Annotated in this window: 14 protein-coding genes; 12 read left to right on the plus strand and 2 right to left on the minus strand. The window is 65.4% G+C overall.

The genetic code is table 11. The features are described from left to right. Positions 1 to 49: 49 nt before the first annotated feature. From BOO71_RS16805 to BOO71_RS16825, 5 genes are read left to right on the plus strand one after another with little or no spacing between them, the layout of a single operon-like run. Positions 50 to 532, plus strand: a complete 483-nt coding sequence (locus tag BOO71_RS16805) for a (2Fe-2S)-binding protein (RefSeq protein ID WP_075834262.1) — start codon at positions 50 to 52, stop codon at positions 530 to 532. Next, positions 529 to 1,545, plus strand: a complete 1,017-nt coding sequence (locus BOO71_RS16810; protein ID WP_075834264.1) for an FAD binding domain-containing protein — start codon at positions 529 to 531, stop codon at positions 1,543 to 1,545. Before BOO71_RS16805 ends, BOO71_RS16810 begins: the two co-directional genes overlap by 4 nt. Next, on the plus strand, positions 1,542 to 3,836 hold the full coding sequence (locus tag BOO71_RS16815; RefSeq protein WP_075834266.1) for a xanthine dehydrogenase family protein molybdopterin-binding subunit: 2,295 nt from the start codon (positions 1,542 to 1,544) through the stop codon (positions 3,834 to 3,836). The genes BOO71_RS16810 and BOO71_RS16815 overlap by 4 nt, the downstream gene beginning before the upstream one ends. A gap of 41 nt (positions 3,837 to 3,877) precedes the next feature. Next, positions 3,878 to 4,627 (plus strand): ThuA domain-containing protein, encoded by a 750-nt coding sequence (locus tag BOO71_RS16820; protein WP_075834268.1) that lies wholly within the window; start codon positions 3,878 to 3,880, stop codon positions 4,625 to 4,627. Further along, entirely contained in the window at positions 4,624 to 5,655 is a 1,032-nt protein-coding gene (locus BOO71_RS16825) for a Gfo/Idh/MocA family protein (RefSeq protein ID WP_139322988.1), read from the plus strand. Before BOO71_RS16820 ends, BOO71_RS16825 begins: the two co-directional genes overlap by 4 nt. A 148-nt stretch (positions 5,656 to 5,803) precedes the next feature. Here the strand turns inward: BOO71_RS16825 and BOO71_RS16830 are convergent, their stop codons facing one another. Beyond that, the gene (locus BOO71_RS16830; RefSeq protein WP_075834270.1) at positions 5,804 to 6,547 is read right to left on the minus strand and encodes a DUF937 domain-containing protein; all 744 of its coding nucleotides are present in this window, start codon (positions 6,545 to 6,547) and stop codon (positions 5,804 to 5,806) included. Between the two features lie 175 nt (positions 6,548 to 6,722). Between BOO71_RS16830 and BOO71_RS16835 the strand changes: the two genes are divergently transcribed. From BOO71_RS16835 to BOO71_RS16860, 6 genes are all read left to right on the plus strand, one after another. After that, positions 6,723 to 7,565: an ABC transporter permease gene (locus BOO71_RS16835; RefSeq protein WP_075834272.1), complete on the plus strand. Its 843-nt coding sequence runs from the start codon at positions 6,723 to 6,725 to the stop codon at positions 7,563 to 7,565. Next, complete coding sequence (locus tag BOO71_RS16840) at positions 7,558 to 8,421, plus strand: ABC transporter permease (protein WP_139322989.1); 864 nt, start codon at positions 7,558 to 7,560, stop codon at positions 8,419 to 8,421. Before BOO71_RS16835 ends, BOO71_RS16840 begins: the two co-directional genes overlap by 8 nt. 207 nt (positions 8,422 to 8,628) lie before the next feature. Next, positions 8,629 to 9,585, plus strand: a complete 957-nt coding sequence (locus tag BOO71_RS16845) for an ABC transporter ATP-binding protein (RefSeq protein ID WP_075834274.1) — start codon at positions 8,629 to 8,631, stop codon at positions 9,583 to 9,585. Positions 9,586 to 9,588: 3 nt separating this feature from the next. Then, positions 9,589 to 10,008: a hypothetical protein gene (locus BOO71_RS16850; RefSeq protein WP_075834276.1), complete on the plus strand. Its 420-nt coding sequence runs from the start codon at positions 9,589 to 9,591 to the stop codon at positions 10,006 to 10,008. A 115-nt stretch (positions 10,009 to 10,123) separates the two neighbouring features. Next, the gene (locus tag BOO71_RS16855) at positions 10,124 to 10,696 is read left to right on the plus strand and encodes a DUF2179 domain-containing protein (protein ID WP_075834278.1); all 573 of its coding nucleotides are present in this window, start codon (positions 10,124 to 10,126) and stop codon (positions 10,694 to 10,696) included. Positions 10,697 to 10,701: 5 nt separating this feature from the next. Next, the gene (locus BOO71_RS16860) at positions 10,702 to 11,319 is read left to right on the plus strand and encodes a DNA-3-methyladenine glycosylase (RefSeq protein ID WP_075834280.1); all 618 of its coding nucleotides are present in this window, start codon (positions 10,702 to 10,704) and stop codon (positions 11,317 to 11,319) included. Between the two features lie 19 nt (positions 11,320 to 11,338). On the opposite strand, the gene BOO71_RS16865 is transcribed toward BOO71_RS16860, so the two are convergent. Next, positions 11,339 to 12,496, minus strand: coding sequence for a prepilin peptidase (locus BOO71_RS16865; protein WP_075834282.1), 1,158 nt, complete (start codon positions 12,494 to 12,496; stop codon positions 11,339 to 11,341). A gap of 254 nt (positions 12,497 to 12,750) precedes the next feature. Between BOO71_RS16865 and BOO71_RS16870 the strand changes: the two genes are divergently transcribed. Next, positions 12,751 to 14,220 carry a nitronate monooxygenase gene (locus BOO71_RS16870; protein WP_254843195.1) on the plus strand — a complete coding sequence of 490 codons (1,470 nt, stop codon included), beginning with the start codon at positions 12,751 to 12,753 and terminating at the stop codon, positions 14,218 to 14,220. Positions 14,221 to 14,222 lie beyond the last annotated feature (2 nt).

Raw genomic sequence — 14,222 nt, forward strand, 5'->3', positions numbered from 1 at the left:
GAACCCCGCCCAGCACAGCCCCACGCCGCGCCGCTCTAGCCTGACCCCCATGACCTCACTCAATAGCGTTCCCCTGACCCTCACGGTCAATGGGCAGGCGCACGCGCTGGATATTCCTGTGCAGGCCACCCTGCTGGACGTGCTGCGCGAGCGGTTGCATCTGACCGGCACCAAGAAGGGCTGCGATCACGGCCAGTGCGGGGCCTGCACCGTGCTGATGGACGGCGAACCCCACCTGAGTTGCCTGACCCTGGCCCTCAGCGCCCAGGACCACGAAATCCGCACCATCGAGGGCCTGAGCGGGCCAGACGGCGCACTGCACCCGATGCAGGCGGCCTTTATCGAACACGACGCCTTTCAGTGCGGCTACTGCACGCCCGGCCAGATTCTCAGTGCAGTGGCCTGCGTGGAGGGCGGACATGCCGCGAATAACGCTGAATTGCGCGACTTCATGAGCGGGAACCTGTGCCGCTGCGCCGCCTATCCGCAGATTGTCGAGGCCGTCAAGAGTGTGGCTGGAGAGCGCCAGTGAGGCCCTTCGAGTACGCGCGGGCGCAGAGTGTAGAGGGTGCGGTGGGCCAGCCGGGCAAATTCCTGGCGGGCGGCACCACCCTGATCGACCTGATGAAACTGGACGTGGAGCGCCCCTCCCACCTGACCGACATCACACCGCTGCGCGAGAACGGGGAGTTGTCGCAGATCGTGGAGGACGGCGAGGGCGTGCGGATCGGCGCACTCGCCAGCATGTCGCAGACCGCTGAACACGCCCTGATTGCCGAACGTTACCCGGCGCTCCGTGAAGCCCTCCTTGCAGGTGCCTCCCAGCAGATTCGCAACATGGCGAGTATGGGCGGCAACATCATGCAGCGCACGCGTTGCCCGTATTTCCGCGACCTGGCCTTCAAGGAATGCAACAAGCGCGATCCGGGCAGCGGGTGCGGCGCACGCGAGGGCCATCACCGCAAAATGGCGATTCTGGGCGGCTCGGATCAGTGCATTGCCACGCACGCCTCGGACGCTTCGGTGGCGCTGGTGGCGTATGGGGCCAGTGTGGTTTTGCGCGGGCCAGATGGAGAGCGCACCGTCAGGATGGAGGACTTTAATCTGCTGCCCGGCGAAACGCCCCACATTGAACACGATTTGAGGGATGGTGAACTGATCGTGGCGCTGATCCTTCCCGCGCCCATTGCCAGGAACGCCGTGTATCTCAAGGTGCGGGACCGCGAGAGCTACGAGTTCGCGCTGAGCAGTTGCGCCGCCGTGCTGGACGTTCAGGATGGGAAAGTGAATGCAGCCCGTGTCGCGCTGGGTGGAGTGGGCACTAAACCCTGGCGTTCACCGGAAGCGGAAGCCGCTTTAGTCGACCAGCCCGCCACCCGTGAAACCTTTGAAGCCGCCGCCCGCGCCGCGCTTCAGCACGCGCACCCGCTGGCGCAGAATGCCTTCAAGGTGCCGCTGACCGCCCGCGTGATCGTCCGGGCGCTGATGCAGGCGGCAGGGCTTGTGGATGAAGCCGGAAATTCAATCGAAGGAGCAGGCGCATGACCGTTCAGAAAGGCCAGCCTCAGAATTATGTGGGCCAGCGGGTCAGCCGCGTGGACGGCCCCGACAAGGTGCGCGGCGCGGCGACGTACACCGCCGAATTTGATCTGCCGGAACTGGCGCACGCCGTCCTGGTCAGCGCGACGATTCCCCACGGAAGTATCAGGAGCATTGACCAGAAGGCCGCCCGCGCCGTGCCGGGGGTGCTGGACATCCTGACCCACGAGTCTCAGGGCATAGAGCTGAAGCCGGTCAAGGCGTATCCGCGTGGTCCTGCCGGAACCTCGGTTTTGCCTTTGCAATCGCCCAACATTGAGTTCCGAGGGCAGCCCGTCGCCCTGGTGGTGGCCGAGTCGCTGGAAGCCGCCCAACACGCCGCGCAACTCCTCGAAATCGAATATGACGCCTCCGACTTCCGCGCTACGCTGGAACAGGGATTGAAAGGATTGCCGCTGCTGGACAAGCTGCCGCTGCCGCCGCTGGGCCACTCGCGCGGGAATGTTAAAAAAGGTCTGAAGGACGCCGCCAGCACCTTCGAGGCCACCTACGACACCCCGGTCCACCACCACAACCCGCTGGAGATGCACGCCGTCATTGCCGCCTGGGACGGCGACGAGCGCGTCACTATCTACGAGCCAACGCAGTGGATGCAGTCCGCGCAGCACACCCTGGCTGCCATGCTGGGGCTGGAGCCGGACAACGTGCATGTCATCAGCCCCTTCGTGGGCGGAGGGTTTGGCAGCAAGGCCACCACCTGGCCGCACCTGCCGACTGTCGTGCTGGCTGCGCGCAAACTGGGCCGCCCGGTCAAGCTGGTGCTGTCCCGCGCCCAGATGTTTGCCGCCGTGGGCTACCGCGCCGCGACGACCTCGGCGTACTCGGTGGGGCTGGACGACAACGCGCAATTCACGGCCATGAAGTTGGACGCGCAGACGCAGACTGGGGTGTCCGACCTCTTCCCCGAGCAGGTGGGCAATGTGCCCAAGATGCTGTACGCCAACCCGAACATGGCCCTGAATTACACGCTGATCCGCACCCATGCCGGGCCAAACATCATGATGCGCGCCCCCGGCGAGGCCAGCGGCAGCTTTGGCCTGGAAGTGCTGATGGATGAGTTGGCCGAGAAAGCCGGTCTCGATCCGCTGGAATTTCGCCGCTGCAACCACGCCCCCGAGAACAGTGATCCAGAAAGCGGCAAGCCGTACAGCAGCAAGCACCTGCTGGAATGCTATGACCGCGCGGCAGGGGCGTTTGGCTGGGAAAATCGCACCCCCGAAATCGGCTCCATGCGCGACGGCCACACCCTGATCGGCTGGGGCATGGCCACCGCCACCTACCCGGTCTACGCCAGCGCCGCCACCGCCCGCGCCCGGCTGTGCGCCGACGGCCATGTAGAAATTGAGGCGGGCAGCCACGACATCGGCACCGGCACCTATTCCATCCTGGCCGGAATCGCCGCCGATTCGCTGGGTCTGGACATTGGGCAGATTACGGTCAAGCTGGGCGATTCGCGCCTGCCCAAGAACGGCTATTCCGGGGGCAGCCGCACGGCCAGCAGTGTGGGAAGCGCCGTGCTGGCCGCCGCGATGGGCCTGCGTGAGGAATTGATGGAAGCCGCCACGCACGATTCCGCCTCCCCGTTGTTTGGCGTGGCCGGGCAGGACATCCACCCGCGCGATGGCGGCCTGTATCTGGGCGAAACGGATCAGGGCGAGGACTATACCGCCATCCTCAAACGCCTGGGCAAGGACCAGCACGAGGTCTACCGCGAAACCATCCCGCACGAGGGCAGCCAGAAACACCTCGATCAGCTCAAGGCGGGCAAGGACGGCAGCGTGGCAGCGGTGGCCGAGCGCTTCGCCCGCCATTCCTGGGGTGCGGTGTTCGTGGAGGTTCGCATCGATCCCGATTTCATGACCCCGCGTGTCAGCCGGGTGGTGGGGGCCTTCGACATCGGGCAGGTCATCAACGCAAAGACTGCCGAATCGCAACTGACGGGCGGCATGGTCTGGGGCGTGGGCATGGCGCTGCACGAGGAAACCCACACCGACGCGCGCACGGGCCTGATCCTGAACAGCAATCTGGCCGAGTACCACATTCCCGTCAATGCCGATATCGGCAGCGTACAGGCCATCGCGCTGGACCATCCCGACTTCCACGTCAGCGCTCTGGGCGCACGTGGCGCGGGCGAAATCGGCATCGTGGGGACCGCCGCCGCCGTCGCCAACGCCATCTACCACGCGACAGGCAAGCGGGTGCGCGAGACGCCGATCACGCTGGACAAGTTGATTTGAGCTGGAAGTAGGTCCCTCACCGCGCTACATTCATTCCCGTCATGACCTCATCCACACTGCCCCGCCTGACCGTCTGGAACGAGTACCGCCACGAACTGGAAAACCCCAAAGTCAGCGTCCACTACCCGGACGGCATCCACAGCGTGATTGCCGACGGGTTGCGGAGGCACGGCTTTGAAAGTGTCCAGACCGCCACCCTCGATCAGCCTGAACATGGCCTGACCGACGAGGTGCTGAACAATACGGACGTGCTGCTGTGGTGGGGACACAAGGCACACGGCGACGTGTCGGACGCTGTGGCGGCGAAAGTGGTGGCCCGCGTGCTGAACGGCATGGGCCTGATCGTGCTGCATTCCGGGCACTTCAGCAAGCCGTTCAAGACGCTCATGGGCACCGGCTGTGATCTGAAATGGCGTGAGGTAGGCGAGAAGGAGCGGCTGTGGGTGGTTAACCCGGCGCACCCCGTCGCGCAGGGCGTGGGCGAATTCATCGAGCTGGAGCATGAGGAGATGTACGGCGAGCATTTCGACATCCCTGCCCCCGATGAACTGGTCTTCGTAAGCTGGTTCGCGGGCGGCGAGGTGTTCCGCAGCGGCTGCACCTTCACGCGCGGCAGCGGCAAGATCTTTTACTTCCGCCCCGGCCACGAAACATTTCCGACGTACCACAACCCGCAGATTCAACAGGTGATTGCCAACGCCGCACGCTGGGCCATGCCCACGGCCAGTGCGCCGCGTTCGTTCGGACACCGGCCCCAGCCACTGGAAACACTGCCGCTGGAAAAGCTGTGACCACTGTGCTGCCGCAGTCTGCCCCGCTGAATGTCGGCATCATCGGCGCGGGGGCCATCTCGCAGCGGCACTACGAGGGCTACAGCCACGCCGGGGCCAATGTGATGGCCTTCGCCGAAACGAACGGGGCCGCCCGGCAGCGGCGCGAGACCGACTGGAACGCGCGGGGCTACAGCGACTTCACGGAACTGCTGGAAAGCGGCGGGGTGCAGGCGGTCAGCATCTGCACGCCCAACGCCTTCCACGCGCCCGCTGCCCTGGCTGCCCTGCGGCGGGGCATTCACGTCCTGTGCGAGAAACCGCTGTCCCTCGATCTGGCCGCCTGCGACGAGATGATCGCGGCGGCGCACGAGGGCGGGGCCATTCTGCAAACCGGGCATCACCTGCGTTCCAGCCCCCTGGTGCAGACCGCCAAGCGCCTGATGGACGAGGGCCGCATCGGGCGCGTGACCTTCATGCGGCTGCGGCAGGCGCACGACTGGGGCGGTGCGCCGGAAGTGCGTGGGGCCTTCGGCAGCCTCGCGGCCAGCGGGGGCGGCACCCTGCTGGACAACGGCTGTCACATGATGGACCTCGCCCGGCACTTTGGCGGCGATGTGGAGAGCATCTACGCCCGCATGGCCACCCTGAAATTTGAGATCGAGGTAGAGGACACCAGCGTCGCCACCCTGGAGTTTAAAAACGGCGGCTTTGCCAGCGTGGAAAACGCCTGGACGGCCACCGGCTGGGAGGAGAGTTTCGCCGTCTACGGCACAGAGGGAGCGCTGGAATGCAGCAACCGCCTGGGCAAACCGCGCCTGCGTTTCGTGAACCGCGAATCGGGTTACGGGCAGTGGGGCCAGACGGACGAGACTTGGTACGACTTCGCCGCGTCCGACAATGCCCACGTCCGCAGCGTCGTGCGCTTTGTCCAGAGCATTCAGGACGGTGCGCCCGTCGTCTGCACGGGCGAGGACGGGCGCGAGAGCGTGCGGCTGGTGCTGGGCGGCTACGAGAGTGCGCGGACAGGGCTGCCCGTCCGCTGGTGAATTGATCCGGGCTGGTGCGTTTGGCTGGCGCGTCAATCGTGTATGCAACAGCAAAAAGGAGGTGGCGCGAGTAGAACAGTCTACTTGCGCCACCTCCTCAAACCTTTGATTTAAGACATGTCCGATCCAGGGATCAGAACAGCGCCTCTCAGCGTCGTCCGCTGAACATTCCGATCAGATCGTTGAGGGCATTGCCGTCGCCGTCGCGGTCCAGCACATTGTTGAGGGTGCCGACGATGCCGCCCGCGCCGCCCTGCTGGGTGTCCTGTTGCGCCTGATTGTTCTGCGGGGGCAGGCCGGAAATGACCGGGCCGCCGCCCAGTATGCCGCCGCCGCTCTGGGATTGCTGAGGTTGTGGGGCCTGCTGACCGCCGCCCAGAAGACCGCCGAGCATGCCGCCCAGACCTCCAGCGGAACCGCCGCCGAGGAGTCCGCCCAGCAAACCGCCGAGGTCCGGGCCACCGCCCTGCCCCCCCTGCTGACCGCCTCCCTGCTGCTTCTGACGGCCCAGGTAGGCCAGCACCAGCGGCGCGGCCATGCTCAGAATCTGCATGGCAAGCTGGGGATCGATGCCCGCGCGTTTGCCGACGGCGTTGGCGGCAGACTGCTGCTGGTTGCCGAACACATGGCCCAGGATTTTCTGACCTTCCTGCATGTTGGGTGCGCCGCCCTGGCTGAACATATCCAGCGCACTGCCGTCGTGCTGGCCCAAAGCCCCGGCCAGCGAGGCCGCGCCCTGCGGGCTGCCCGCGTTGCGGGTCATGGCCCCCAGCAGCAACGGAATGGCCGCCTCCATCGCGGACGCGGATTGTTGCGGGGTGGCTCTGGTCTGCTGGCTGACCTGCTGCTGAGCGTTGCCCATCCCGCCGAGCATGTTGAAGATGTCCATCATAAGTGTTGACCTCCTGTGGGTGAATGTGAACTATTGAACACCGCATAGCTTACGCCCTGTGGACTGAGCAAGGACTTCAGAAAAGGTAGAGGTTGGGAGGGGTGTGGCGCACGGACCCCTCCGCCATCTGGCCCATGCGCCCGCGCTCCGGCAGCCGCTAAGCTCTCTGGCCTGTATGCGAGCGGCCCTGAAACCCACGCCACGCCCCTCCTCCCCACGCCTCAACGCCCCGCTATACGCCTCGGTGGCGCGGCTGGGCTTCCGGCGGCAGTTCGCGTACCCGCAGGCGGCGCTGTGGGGGCTGATCACCAACCTGTTTTTTGGCGTGCTGCGAATCTCTGTGCTGGTGGCGCTGTTCGGCAGCAAGCCGCAGGTGGCCGGATACACCGTTCAGGACGCCATTACCTACACCGGACTCACGCAGGCATTCATCATGGCCCTGTCCCTGTTCGGCTGGACCGATTTCATGCGGACGGTTCACCGGGGCGAGGTGGCCTCCGATCTGCTGCGCCCCCATAACCTGCTGGCCTTCTGGGCGGCGCAGGACGCGGGCCGCGCGGTGGGCCAGTTCGTGCTGCGCGGTCTGCCGATGCTGGCGCTGTTCGCGCTGATCTGGGGCGCTACGTTTCCCGCCGGGTTCACGGGCTGGCTGCTGACCACCCTGAGCCTGCTGCTGGCCTGGGCCTGCGGCTTCGCCTTCCGTTTTCTGGTCAACTGCGCGGCCTTCTGGTCCCCGGACGCCGTGGGCTTCGGGCGCTTTGCCTGGGCGGTGCTGGGCCTGGGCAGCGGTTTCCTGATGCCATTGGCCTTCTTCCCACAATGGTTTCAGGGCGTGCTGGCCTTCACCCCCTTTCCCAGCATGATGAACACGACGGTGGAAATCTGGCTGGGCGTCACAACCGGGCCGGAAGCGTGGGCGGGATTGGCCGTGCAGTTCGGCTGGGCGCTGCTTCTGTCTGGAGTGGCGGCGTTCGTGCTGTCACGCGGCTTGCGGCGGTTGGAGGTGGCGGGTGGCTAGGTCATTCAACTCACGCCCAGGCCAGAAGAAAGATCTTTTTTCATCCGCCGTCTACCACCTGCACCTCTACTTCCTGCTGCTGCGTGCCCAGGCCCGTTCGCAGGCCGTTTACCGGGTGTCGTTCGCGCTGGACGCGCTGGGATCGGCCCTGATTACGCTGGCGGAATTTGCCGCCTTCGCGCTGGTGCTGCCGCGTTTCGGTTCGCTGAGCGGCTGGACGCTGGGAGAGGTCAGCCTGCTCTACGGCCTCGCGGAAATCGCCTTTGTGCTGATGGACCTCGCATTCGGCGGGTTTGATGCCCCCAACCTCAGTCAGCATGTGCGGAGCGGCAGCTTCAATACCTTTCTGCTGCGGCCCGCGCCCCTGCGCCTGCAAATCTTCGGCTCGGACTTCGCGTTGCGGCGGATCACGCGGGTCTTTCTGGCGGCGGGGATTCTGGCGTATGGCGTGGGTGCGTCCGGGGCCGTCTTGACGCCCGAAACTGCCCTGCTGCTGGCTGGAAGTGTGCTGGGGATGATCGCCTTTTTCGGTGGCCTGTTCGTCATCGGCGGCACCCTGACCTTCTGGACGGTGGAGAGCGTGGAGGCCATGAACGTGCTGACCTACGGCGGACGCACCCTGATTTCCTACCCGATGGATATTTACGGCCAGTTCCTCCGCAAGACCTTCACATACCTGATTCCCGCCGCCTTCCTGTCCTATTTCCCCGTACTGCACGTTCTGGGCCGTCCCCTGCCGGATGGTCTGCCCCTGCTGGCCGCTTACCTGTCGCCCCTCGTCGGCCCGCTGATGCTGGCGGCGGCCTTCGCGTTCTGGCGCGTGGGCGTGCGGCATTACGGGGGAACGGGAACGTGAATTGGGGTGTGGGACGTGGGTTGTGGGGTGTGGGAAAAGACGTGTACCCCTTGTGTGAGAGGGAGGGAGGCGCAAAGTGCCGGAAGGGTGAGTCGCAGACCTGCTCGCAGAAGGGGCCACCGGGCAGGCCCAGGAAATCATCAAGTCGCTCTGGCCGTTCACACAACCCACCTCCTACACCCCACAACCTGCTCCAGAGGAGCATCCATGATCACCGTCCACAACCTCAAAAAAACTTTCCGCGTGCATCAGGGCGGGCTATTGCGCGGTTCCAGCGTCGTCATGGAAGCCGTGAAGGACGTGAGCTTCAGCGTTGAACGCGGCGAGATCGTGGGCTATCTGGGGCCAAACGGCGCGGGCAAAAGTACCACCATCAAGGTGCTGACCGGGTTGCTGGTCCCCGACAGCGGGCGGGTGGAGGTGGGCGGTCTGGTGCCGTGGAAGGACCGCCGGGCGCATGTGGCGCGCCTGGGCGCGGTGTTCGGCCAGCGCACGACGCTGTGGTGGGACCTGCCCGTCCACGAGTCGCTGGAACTCCTGCGCCACATCTACCGCGTGCCCGAACCCCGGTTTCGCCAGAACCTGCGCGATTTTACCGAGCTGCTGGAACTGGGGCCATTCCTGAACACGCCCGCCCGCGCCCTCAGCCTGGGCCAGCGCATGCGGGCAGACCTCGCCGCCGCCCTGCTGCACGATCCCGAACTGCTGTTTCTGGACGAGCCGACGGTGGGGCTGGACGTGGTGGCCAAGGAGCGCATCCGCGAATTCATCCGGCATATCAACGCCACCCGCGAGGTCACGGTGCTGCTGACCACCCACGATCTGGGCGACGTGGAGCGGCTGGCCCGCCGCGTGATGATCATTGACCACGGCTCCCTGCTGTACGACGGCGCGCTGGCGAGTTTGCAGGCCCGCTACGGCAGCGCCCGCGAACTGGTGGTGGATTTTGAGTTCACTCCGATTGACCCGCAGGTGCCGGGGCTGACACTGCTGGGTGCGGAAGGCCCGCGTGTGCGCTACGGCTTCACCGGGGCTGCCGCCGCCCCGATTGCCCGCGTCACTGCCCACGCCCCGGTGCGTGACATCACTGTGAAAGAGCCGGAGATTGAGGCGACGATCCGCCGCATTTACGAGGGTGGATTGCTGCGGGATGGGATAATCTGAATCATGGATCAGCGGGATGGCGTGTCAGAAGGCGAACAGCGCGGGCCAACGCCGAGTGTCAGTACGCCGCTGCTTTTTCTGGTCATGCTGAGTGTCGTGGCGGCGTTTTCGGTGGTCTCCGTTCTCGTGAGTCCCAGCGAAAATCCGCTCAAGCTCTGGCTGGCCGCGCTAATTCCGCTTCCTGCGCTGTTCGGATGGTGGTTCTGGGCGCGGTATCGGCAGCATCCACAACTCCTGCCAGTCATCTTTCTGGCTTTTGTCGCCGGCCAATTTATTTCTGTGCTGGGCCAGATCGTCGTTGTGGGCGAGTCTTATAGCCGCACCATCGGCTTCATGTGGCTGAATCTGGCACTGGCTGGCCTGGCATTCATCGGCGGTCTGATTTATCTGTGGTTTCAAACCCGTCAGGGGAGACAGGTCTGACGCCCGAGGACTGCCCCGGCCCCAAGGATGACCTGGACGACTGGCGTGATCAGCAGCACTCCAACCCCTCCAACCGCTGACCATTCTCATTCCCTGCCCCCATAAGTTCGGGGGTGTGTTTGATGCCCTGACTGCCGACGCCCTGCTGGGTGCATTGCTTATTTTCTCGCTCAGAATCGTGGACGTGTCGCTGGGAACCTTGCGGATCGGGATGCTGGTGCGCGGCAAACGCCGGATCGCCGGGGTGCTGAGTTTCTTCGAGTCGCTGGTGTGGCTGATGGCGGCGGCCAAGGTCCTCAGCACGCTGGACAGCCCCCTGCAATTCATCGCCTACGCGGGCGGCTACGCGTCGGGCACCATGCTGGGCGCGAACATCGAGCGCTGGCTGGCGGTGGGCAAGGTGGTGCTGCGGATTATCGTGCCCGTCAGCGCCCCCGACGTGCAGGAGGCGCTCCGCAAGGCCGGATTTTACGTCACCACCGTCAACGCCTCGGGCCGTGACGGCGAGGTGAGGATCATGTTCAGCGTGATCGCTCGCAAAAAAATGAAACAGGCGTTCCGCGCCATAGAGGCGGTTTACCCTAAAGCGTTTGTCACTGTGGAAGAGGTCACCACCGCCCAGCTTCAGGACACCGTGACCCGCCAGGAAGGGCAGGCGTTCCGGCGGCTGCGGATGCTGCGGAAGTAAGCGCCGTGATATCCCCACTGCCCGCCACCTTTTTTGACCGTGATCCAGTGGATGTGGCCCGTGAGTTGCTGGGCGGAACCCTGGTTCATGTCCTGCCCGGTGGCGAAATCCTGAGCGGCAGAATCGTGGAAACTGAAGCCTACGATTGCCCGCGTGACCCCGCCTGCACCGCTGGACGTTTTCATGCTGCCCGCAGCGCCGAGATGGCCGTCCAGGCAGGCCGCTGGCTGTTCTGGAGTACGCACGGGCATCCGTTACTGCAAGTGTCGTGCCGCCCGGTGGGCATCGCCGCCAGCGTCCTGATCCGTGCGCTGGAACCGCTGGAAGGCCGGGGCCAGATGCTCACGCACCGCCCCGTGACCCGCGAACGTGACCTGACCAACGGCCCCGCAAAACTGGTCTACGCGCTGGGCATCCGCCCCGCCGAGGTGAAAGGGACGGCGGTGGATAGCGCGGAGTTGCATCTCTTTGCGCCAGCTCTCACTTTGCCCGATGAAGAGGTGGAGATCACCGCCCGCGTGGGCATCAGGGAGGGGCGCAACCTGCCGTGGCGGTTCATCGTTCGGGGCAACTTGTGGGTCTCGCCAGGGATACCCAGCATGGATCTGGCCCGGCTGGAATAGGGGAGAGAGGGGAGAGGCCCTACAGCCCCAGCATCCCCCGGTAGCCCGCCACGATGCCCGCGCCCCAGATCAGTGCCACCAATGCACCGAAGGCCAGGAAGGGACCGAATTTGACCCGGTTCTCCTGCTTGCGCGCCAGTTGGATCACGCCGATGATCGCCCCGGCGAAGACGGCCACGAGCAGGGCCACCAGCAACCGCTCCCAGCCCAGGAACGCGCCGATCACGGCAGCCAGCTTCACGTCCCCGAAGCCCATTGCGCTGGCGTCGTACTGCTCGTCTGCGCCGTCGTCCTCTGCCTCATCCGCAGCGCCGGGGCGGTGTTTGACCCACCAGTAGATGCCTGCCACCAGAGACACGCCGCCCGCCGCCGCCAGTGAACCCTGCACCATCAGGATCAGGCCTGGGCCGATGCCCGCGCTGCCGATCACCACGCTCAGAAGCAGACCGCCCAGGGTCAGCAGTTCGGGAATGCGGACCACGCGGCGGCTGACCATATTCACCGCCGCCGACAGCAGGCCCACGCCTGCGCCCCACCACGGCCCCAGCCACGCGCCCGCCAGCAGGCCCAGGCTGATCTGCTGGAACCCAATGGGAAATTCGGGATACTGCCGCTCGCGGAAACGCCGCAGCACCCACGAGCCGAACTGGTTGATGGCGACGAGCAGGCCCGCGCCCAGCAACGCGCCGTTGACCGCGCCTGCCAGATCGGGCAAGCCCTCCACCGCGTTCCTGCCGTTAAAGAAACCGAAAAGTAAACCCAGCGCCACGCCGGGCAGCGTCAGCTCGTCGGGAATCGTGTAGGTGTCCAGATCAATCGCGCTGCCCACCAGCAGCAGCGTGAACAGCACCATCAGGCCCAGGCTGCCCGCGCCGTAAATAAAGATGGGAAACAGCACGGCGATGCCAGCGTAGCCCAGCCCGGTCAGCGCCTCGATAATCGGATACCGCGACTTGATCGGCGCACGGCAGTAGCGGCATTTGCCGCCCAGCGACAGCCACGAGAACAGCGGCACCAGATCGCGTGGGCTGAGGTCGTGGTCACAGTGGGGGCAATGGCTGGGCGGAAAGGCGATGTTCTCGCCGCGCGGCAGCCGCCAGATCAGCACGTTGGAAAACGATCCCACCAGCAGGCCGAAGAGACCAGCGAAGACCACCAGCAAGACGTCGAGACTCACGGCAGAAGTGTAAGCGCCCCGGCCTTACAGTGGCCTTCCACGCCAAATCTGTTTCACGACACGTCGTCCTGCGCCGGGGAAGGAGATCACCTTTTGACCGCGTTCCAACTTGCACCGCCCCCAGGCGTTATGCGGGATAATGAGACACTTCCGAATCTGGCCGGTGCCTGCTTTTGCGCCCCGGCTGCTCCGATTCCCCAACGCGCCCGGCTGGTTCTAGTCCGGTATCTCTCAAACAAAGGGTTGAACTGAACATGACTCAAACTCCTTCCAATGTCCACCTGAACATCCACCCCGCCGTCCACGTCACCCCGGCTCTGCCGCAGATCATTCAGGGCGGCATGGGCGTGGGCATCTCGCACTGGGGGCTGGCGCAGGCCGTGTCCCGCATCGGGCAACTGGGCATCGTGTCCTGCACGGGCATCGACAACGTGCTGGTGCGACGCCTCCAGGACGGCGACGAGGGCGGGCATGTGCGCCGCGCTCTGGCTGCCTATCCCAATCAGGAACGCGCCGAGAAGGTCATCAAGATGTACTTTCTGCCGGAGGGGCGCGAACCCGGCCAGTCTTACCGCCGTGTGCCGCTGCCCACCGTGACCAAACACGGCGCGGCCTGGGAACTGGGCGTCATGGGCAGTTTCGTGGAAGTGTTTCTGGCGCGTGAGGGCCACGACAACCCGGTGGGCGTCAACCTGCTGACCAAGCTGCAACTGCACACCGTCCCGGCCCTCTACGGGGCGATGCTGGCCGGGGCCGACACCGTGATCATGGGCGCGGGCATTCCGCGCGAGATTCCCGGCGTGCTGGACGCTTTCGCGGCGGGTGGTCAGGCATCCATCAAGCTGGATGTGAAGGGCGGGGACGCCGCCGTCCTGACCTTTGACCCCGCCGACTACGGGCTGGAGCGGCGCGAGCTGCCGCGCCCGAAGTTCTACCCGATTGTGACCTCGCACATTCTGGCCGGGGTGCTGATGAAGAAGGCCAGCGGCTCGGTGGAGGGTTTTATCATTGAAGGCCCCACCGCTGGGGGCCACAACGCCCCGCCGCGCGGAACGCCCACCTTTGACGAATCCGGCCAGCCGATCTACGGCGAGCGCGACATCGCCGATCTGGACGAGATGAAGAAGCTGGGCCTTCCCTTCTGGCTGGCCGGAAGCCGCGCCACGCCTGAAGCCTTGCAGGAAGCGCTGGCACGCGGCGCGGCGGGCATTCAGGTGGGCACGCTGTTCGCCTACTGCGCCGACAGTGGCCTGCGCGATGATCTGCGCGAACAGGTTCATGTGCTGACCAAGGACGGCGGTGTGGAGGTCTACACTGATCCGCTGGCCTCGCCCACCGGGTTTCCGTTCAAGGTGGTGCAGGTGGACGACACGCTGGCCCGTGTGGAACAGTATCTGGCCCGCCCGCGCGTGTGCGACATCGGCTACCTGCGCGAAGCCTACGCGGGCGAGGACGGCAAGACCGGCCTGCGCTGCGCCGCCGAACCCGTGGACGCCTACGTCGCCAAGGGCGGCAAGATTGAGGACACCGTGGGCCGCAAATGCCTGTGCAACGCCCTGATGACCGACGCCGGATACGCGCAGGTGCAGAAGGGCGGCTACACCGAAGGCTCGCTGATGACCAGCGGCGACAGCCTGAACGACATCGCCGCGTGGCCTCTGGGGTATGGGGCCGGGGATGTGGTGGAGTTCCTGCTGGGGCGGTATGTGCCGGGAGTGGATTGAAC

It is taken from the genome of Deinococcus marmoris, from assembly GCF_001949125.1.
Lineage (GTDB): Bacteria > Deinococcota > Deinococci > Deinococcales > Deinococcaceae > Deinococcus > Deinococcus marmoris_A.

Bases quoted from the DNA above. Each gene is read 5' to 3' on its own strand.
- BOO71_RS16815 (WP_075834266.1), top strand. From the start codon at position 1,542: ATGACCGTTCAGAAAGGCCAGCCTCAGAATTATGTGGGCCAGCGGGTC.
- BOO71_RS16830 (WP_075834270.1), bottom strand. From the start codon at position 6,547: ATGATGGACATCTTCAACATGCTCGGCGGGATGGGCAACGCTCAGCAG.
- BOO71_RS16870 (WP_254843195.1), top strand. From the start codon at position 12,751: ATGACTCAAACTCCTTCCAATGTCCACCTGAACATCCACCCCGCCGTC.
- BOO71_RS16845 (WP_075834274.1), top strand. From the start codon at position 8,629: ATGATCACCGTCCACAACCTCAAAAAAACTTTCCGCGTGCATCAGGGC.
- BOO71_RS16850 (WP_075834276.1), top strand. From the start codon at position 9,589: ATGGATCAGCGGGATGGCGTGTCAGAAGGCGAACAGCGCGGGCCAACG.
- BOO71_RS16835 (WP_075834272.1), top strand. From the start codon at position 6,723: ATGCGAGCGGCCCTGAAACCCACGCCACGCCCCTCCTCCCCACGCCTC.
- BOO71_RS16805 (WP_075834262.1), top strand. From the start codon at position 50: ATGACCTCACTCAATAGCGTTCCCCTGACCCTCACGGTCAATGGGCAG.
- BOO71_RS16820 (WP_075834268.1), top strand. From the start codon at position 3,878: ATGACCTCATCCACACTGCCCCGCCTGACCGTCTGGAACGAGTACCGC.